The organism is Fodinibius halophilus (genome assembly GCF_011059105.1).
GTDB lineage: Bacteria > Bacteroidota > Rhodothermia > Balneolales > Balneolaceae > Fodinibius > Fodinibius halophilus.
In genome coordinates this window covers 1-5,218 of record NZ_JAALLS010000048.1, presented here as the reverse complement: position 1 = coordinate 5,218, position 5,218 = coordinate 1, and the positions used below count along the sequence as shown (strand labels likewise).

The 5,218-nt window shown below is 34.3% G+C and carries 6 protein-coding genes; 1 reads left to right on the top strand and 5 read right to left on the bottom strand.

The window, feature by feature from the left end; all coding sequences use genetic code 11:
- Positions 1 to 42: 42 nt before the first annotated feature.
- Positions 43 to 609 carry a hypothetical protein gene (locus tag G3569_RS17995; RefSeq protein WP_165271474.1) on the bottom strand — a complete coding sequence of 189 codons (567 nt, stop codon included), beginning with the start codon at positions 607 to 609 and terminating at the stop codon, positions 43 to 45.
- A 251-nt stretch (positions 610 to 860) separates the two neighbouring features.
- On the opposite strand from G3569_RS17995, the gene G3569_RS17990 reads away from it, so the two are divergent.
- Positions 861 to 2,267: a hypothetical protein gene (locus tag G3569_RS17990; protein WP_165271473.1), complete on the top strand. Its 1,407-nt coding sequence runs from the start codon at positions 861 to 863 to the stop codon at positions 2,265 to 2,267.
- Positions 2,268 to 2,408: 141 nt separating this feature from the next.
- Here the strand turns inward: G3569_RS17990 and G3569_RS17985 are convergent, their stop codons facing one another.
- The 4 genes from G3569_RS17985 to G3569_RS17970 all read right to left on the bottom strand — a co-directional run bounded on the left by G3569_RS17985 (position 2,409) and on the right by G3569_RS17970 (position 5,010).
- Positions 2,409 to 3,203 carry a hypothetical protein gene (locus G3569_RS17985; RefSeq protein ID WP_165271472.1) on the bottom strand — a complete coding sequence of 265 codons (795 nt, stop codon included), beginning with the start codon at positions 3,201 to 3,203 and terminating at the stop codon, positions 2,409 to 2,411.
- A 138-nt stretch (positions 3,204 to 3,341) separates the two neighbouring features.
- Positions 3,342 to 4,115, bottom strand: coding sequence for a restriction endonuclease (locus tag G3569_RS17980; protein WP_165271471.1), 774 nt, complete (start codon positions 4,113 to 4,115; stop codon positions 3,342 to 3,344).
- Complete coding sequence (locus tag G3569_RS17975) at positions 4,091 to 4,591, bottom strand: MltR family transcriptional regulator (protein ID WP_165271470.1); 501 nt, start codon at positions 4,589 to 4,591, stop codon at positions 4,091 to 4,093. Before G3569_RS17975 ends, G3569_RS17980 begins: the two co-directional genes overlap by 25 nt.
- A gap of 221 nt (positions 4,592 to 4,812) precedes the next feature.
- Positions 4,813 to 5,010 (bottom strand): hypothetical protein, encoded by a 198-nt coding sequence (locus G3569_RS17970; protein WP_165271469.1) that lies wholly within the window; start codon positions 5,008 to 5,010, stop codon positions 4,813 to 4,815.
- Between the last annotated feature and the right edge of the window lie 208 nt (positions 5,011 to 5,218).

Here is a 5,218-nt window from a genome sequence, read left to right as displayed (position 1 = left end):
GTTTTTATCTTAGGAGTAATCTAAAGGCGGGTTATGCGCACTTTAATTTTTAGGTTCTGTTATCCATTTATGAAAAGATATACCTCTTGAATTTACTTTGAGTGGAACAACATAGTTATCTTTTCCTATTGGAACTTCTGAGAGATCAATTAGGCCAAGCTCATCAAGTGTTCCTAAAGCATGGTGTTCTTTTTTTGAAAACTCTCTTACATCAAAGTCAGATATAGTTCTCACGGGTCCGAAAAAGTGTACTGATTGGTCATGAGGTAATTTCATAACTTTTTCTAAGGTGAGTATGTGAACTATTTCCAATTGATCAAGAAGAGCAGACATTGAACGCATTTCTTCTCTCTTTTTAGAATTTATGTTTACTGCTGAATTAGCAATAAGATTTGAAAAGTATTCTCTTTTTTGGGCGTTGAGTGTTTTGATAACTCTTTCTAAAGTATTAACAGTTAACTCAGCAAATTCTTCGTCGGATTCCAATTTTTCGATGTCGTAATCAATTTTATGCAGCTTATTTACAACTGAGTTTAAACAGTCTTGAATACGTTCTAATACAACTCTCTGTTTTTTTTTGTGAATACCAATTTGATAGTAATCCTCCAATTATTGGAATTTTATTTAGTAATTCTGACACAATCGGTTCTGTTAAATCAATGTCAGATTTAGAATTTACAAGTTGAATTGGTTTTGGTTCTGAACTGCTATTATTTAATTCTCCCATGGCAAATATTTTTCAAGTGCGTATAACGACCTGGCGCATAAGCTGCGTGCGCCAACGTGTTGAAATTGTTTGCAATTGAAAGAGTAACTATAAAAATGGAAGCTGGCAAGAATTGGCGAGGCACGTCCGCTTAATGCGCTGGTTAGGTGTAGTAGTTGATTTTTTGTTAATTAAACTAGCGAAACACAAAACTAAAAAAACTGCTTGTTTAATGGCTCAATATAATTTCGATCATGACAGGGAGCTCTTTCTATTAATCGGCCATATCACTCATGAGGGTATCGTAAGCTTACTAGAAACTTCAGGAAAGCAATACAAGAATAAACTTTTGAAGTCCAGTCCCCAAAATTGGTGGTCAATAGTAGAATACTATAATGATTTTAAAATTGCTGCTTCAATTTTAAAACTAACTACTAAATCACTAATGAGAATTATCAGCCCTAGGTATGAAAATGTAAGAGAAGAACTTTTTAAGAAAATTGCCTCTACTAATAATTTAGTTTTTATATACGAGGATTTTTTGACAGGGGAGATAGAAAATGAAGGATGGCATACTCTAAACTATCCTAGCCAAGAAAACTATGATGAAGCGATAAATTTCCTTGATGGTTATGACTTGAATATTATGTCTTATGAACATAACTCAGAAATGACAATTCTGGCTTCTAACTTTATCAAAGAAAATGATTCGAATTTAATATTACGTTTTTATGTGCCACTTAATAGAATGTGGGCAAATGAAATAGATAGGATTTTAAAACTATTTAAAGATTATTTGTCCAGGGTTGGAGATTTTACCGTTCGTCTAGAGCAAGAAAGCACAAATAAAGGTAATATCTACAAGTTTTTTGTAGAAGAAGAGGTCCCGGATATAGATTTTGGCATAGAATTCTCAGAATTTTCAAACTTTATAAAACTCTGTGCTTTCGATACTGATGCAGCTCGAGAATTGCTCAAAAATACGTCTTTAAATACAGATGATATAGAAAGCTTATTAACACGGTATTCAAAAGAAGCAAGACGAATTCAAATTGATTTAAAACAAGAAAGGGAATCTCGCTTACTAAATATTCGTCATCAACTTGAATCTGAGTTAACAGATTTAGATTCAGGTGCAATTGAACTTTCTAAAATCAATTCAATTGTTGAATCCCTAATACCTAAAGTTGATGATGCTATGAATCTATTACCCAGTCAATCAACAGTTCCACTTCAAGTAATCAACTCTTCTGATGTTAACATAAATATAAATTCTCAGATAATAGATAAAGTTGAAGGAGTTGTAGGAAAAGAAATATACGGGGATCAACACTTATCAAATAATGGTGAAAAGTTGATCCGCTTGATTCAAGAATACGGTGGGAGCAAAAAAAATGAACTGATTACCTCAGTACATGAGTTCGAGGATGAAGCTGTTGACAAATCCAAGAAATTTACTGCGAAAAGAATGCTGAAAAGTTTCTTGCTGAGGGCGAAAGATGAGGCGATTGGAATCGGAAGTGGAATTGTGCAATCACTATTGGAAGATTATTTAATTTGAAAGTACTACACCTAACGACCCAGCGCATAACGGGCGCGGAAATTATGAGTTAATGAACGGCTAATATTTCAAAACAAGCAACCCCGAAAACCAACGTCACGTCCGCGTCCCAGTTGATGCGCTTGTTATATGGCCTTGTGTTTAATTGTTTTCGATAGCTTTTATAATGATAAATTCAATAAATAATATTATTAGTGGAATGTTGTTTACTAAAACACCTTTCTGTGGTTTTCGATTGACGAGATTTATAAGCCCGATGAAATAAATAAAAAAACATGCAAAAGCAGGAATAATTGTAATCGAAAGTATATTATCTAAATTATAGTAGGCTATTGGAAAAAGGATACAGCATATTGTACCGATAGTTAAGTACGAACCATTTTCTTTCAATATTGGATTATTGAAATTTTTCTTGAAATACCTTTCAATTCTAAGAAATAAATACGTTAGAGGAATTAAAGTTAAAAGGGAGTAGAAAAACTCACTCACTAAAATTTTCTCACCAATGGAATTAACCCATTCGCTTACGCCCCATATAGGTTCAATGAATTCAATAATCGAATCAATAAGAATATAGATACTGATTGATCCAAAGGGTGATTGATCAATTAACCTTTTGAAAATTAGATAAAATATTAGAGCAGTAAGAATGGCAAAAGGATGTACACCAAATAGTGTTATATGAAGCACTATGAGTAATGCCTGTGAAGATGTTCCTAAAAACTCAGCTGCTTTATCTTTGTTGATGAAGTACAGTAGAATTGTTACAAAGAAAAAAGCAATTCCAGCCTCATAATTATTGTGGACAATTGAATTAATGCCAACAAGAATTAGCAAAAGATTGAATATTAAGAAAGGCCAAATTCTATTACTCTTCTCCAATCTAAGGATTGTCTTTTCTACAGGAGCTGGTTCTATTTTCTCATCATTCGTCATTGCAAAGATTTAGGACATATAACGACATTGCGCATAAGGTGCGCACGAAATAATGTTGAGTTGATAAGTAATGAATGGAGAGCTAAAAAGCCAAAAGTCGGCAAGACCAGGCGAGGTGCGTCCCACTTAATGCGCGGGTTATGCCGCATTTCGGTCTCGGATTGCTCGAAACTTTTCGATAACCTCTTGCCCAAAAACAATAGCATCATCAAGAAACTCCTGATAAGCCTCTTGTTCTAAAATTTCTTGTGGCACATTTTCTAGTATTTTTGAATCGTCTGGTAATTTTTCTACAAGAGGTAATTCTGGGATTCCATCCTTTCTTAACATCCTTGAATAAGGAGTAAATGTCATAATTGCCCAACCGAACTCTTCATACTTTCTTTTCAAGGACATATAATTTTCTTTTTCTTCCTCGGGCAAATCATGAAACCACCTTGGTAATAAGGGTTCAGCATATGTAAGCAAAGGACCAAGTTCATCTGCAATAGTTGGGGAAAAGTAAGATTCATACCAACTTTGTTCGAACTCATCTTGGAATTCTTGCCAGTTTAGAAGCTTTAAATTAGTCAATTCTGACGCTCTGAAAGATCCAGATTGAAAACCGCCTGAAGATATTATATACCCTATGTTAGATCCTATATCACCGACAACAGTTCTAAAGGCATGGATTATCTGTTGTGGCACCGCAGTTTTCCAATTTTTGCATTCACATATTATTGAATATTTGCGGCCACGAATTATTTCTTCAGCATAAACATCAATCTCAACTTCTCCTCTTACCGTTTCTACGATTTTTTCAATTTCGACATTAAAGCCGCACTGTTCTAATATTCGTGCAACTTCATTTTGAAGGTCCTGCCATGTATCTGGTGATGTTGAAGTAATCAATCTCTTGTTTTGTTTGGCCAAGTTTTAATTTTACGTTTTTCCTTTTTTACAAGACGAGCTCTCCATAATAAATCAACTAAAAGAATTATAACAGCTGTAATGAATCTCATTCTCAGGTCAGATTCTTCCTCAAATTCATCTGGTCCTCCATATGGTAATTGCTCAACTAGTTCACAAACTTTGCCTTCTTCAAAAGAAGCTTCATTCCAATCATGAGCAAATTCATTTCTTACTTTTCTGATAAGTGTCAATTCTTCAAATTCGTTTTTCTCAATTAAACCTAAAGAAAAACAAGCAAGAGTTCGGGAGTAGAAGGAACCTAGTGGGGCATGCCCATTTATTAAGCGTTTTGTTTCTTTTGTATCTGCTAAAAAGTTCTTGAGAATTTTATGTAATCGCTCATCTAGGTAAGCTGCAGCAGTTAGTGCTACACCTCTATTACTTTCTTTTTGAAAATAATTTAGAAATTCAGAAAAAGATTTTAATTCAGGCTCCATTAGAGCAATTAGTTTATGAACTTTGGATGCGGTATAACGACCTTGCGCATAACCTGCGCACAGATTAATGTTGAATTAGCAACTAACGAAAGAAGAGTCGTAAAACCAAGGCTGGTAGAGAATTGGCGAGGTGCGTCCGCGTTAATGCGCGGGTTATGCCGCTAAACTTCTTTTCTATAGAACTATAGGGGCTGAATAAAACAACGGGGTTTAAGAATAATTTAGACTTGCTTGATAAATTTATACCCACCATAAAAAGTAGTACCTATCATTGTCCAAGCAATAGCTATTGCCATGAATATTGAGAAACCAGCACTAACAATTAAGCCCTTTATTGCTGTGTAGACCGGATCGGTTATTAAAAAGAATCCAACAAAAAATAACAAAATTCCTGTAATGACTTTTGTGATGTTATGCATAACTCAAGTGGTTATTAAAATTGAAATTAAATACTAATAAAAATTTTGATGAAATATTAAAGGTTTAGCGGAATAACGACATTGCGCATGAGGTGCGCACATAAAAATGTTGGATTGATAAATAATGAACGAGGAGCTAAAAAGCCAGAAGTTGGCAAGTGATGGCGAGGTGTGTCCGCGTTAATGCGTATTCTAAGAGTAAGTCAAG

Excerpts from the sequence above, each read along its gene's own strand:
- G3569_RS17985 (WP_165271472.1), bottom strand. The coding sequence starts at position 3,203 with ATGACGAATGATGAGAAAATAGAACCAGCTCCTGTAGAAAAGACAATC.
- G3569_RS17975 (WP_165271470.1), bottom strand. The coding sequence starts at position 4,591 with ATGGAGCCTGAATTAAAATCTTTTTCTGAATTTCTAAATTATTTTCAA.
- G3569_RS17990 (WP_165271473.1), top strand. The coding sequence starts at position 861 with ATGCGCTGGTTAGGTGTAGTAGTTGATTTTTTGTTAATTAAACTAGCG.
- G3569_RS17970 (WP_165271469.1), bottom strand. The coding sequence starts at position 5,010 with ATGCATAACATCACAAAAGTCATTACAGGAATTTTGTTATTTTTTGTT.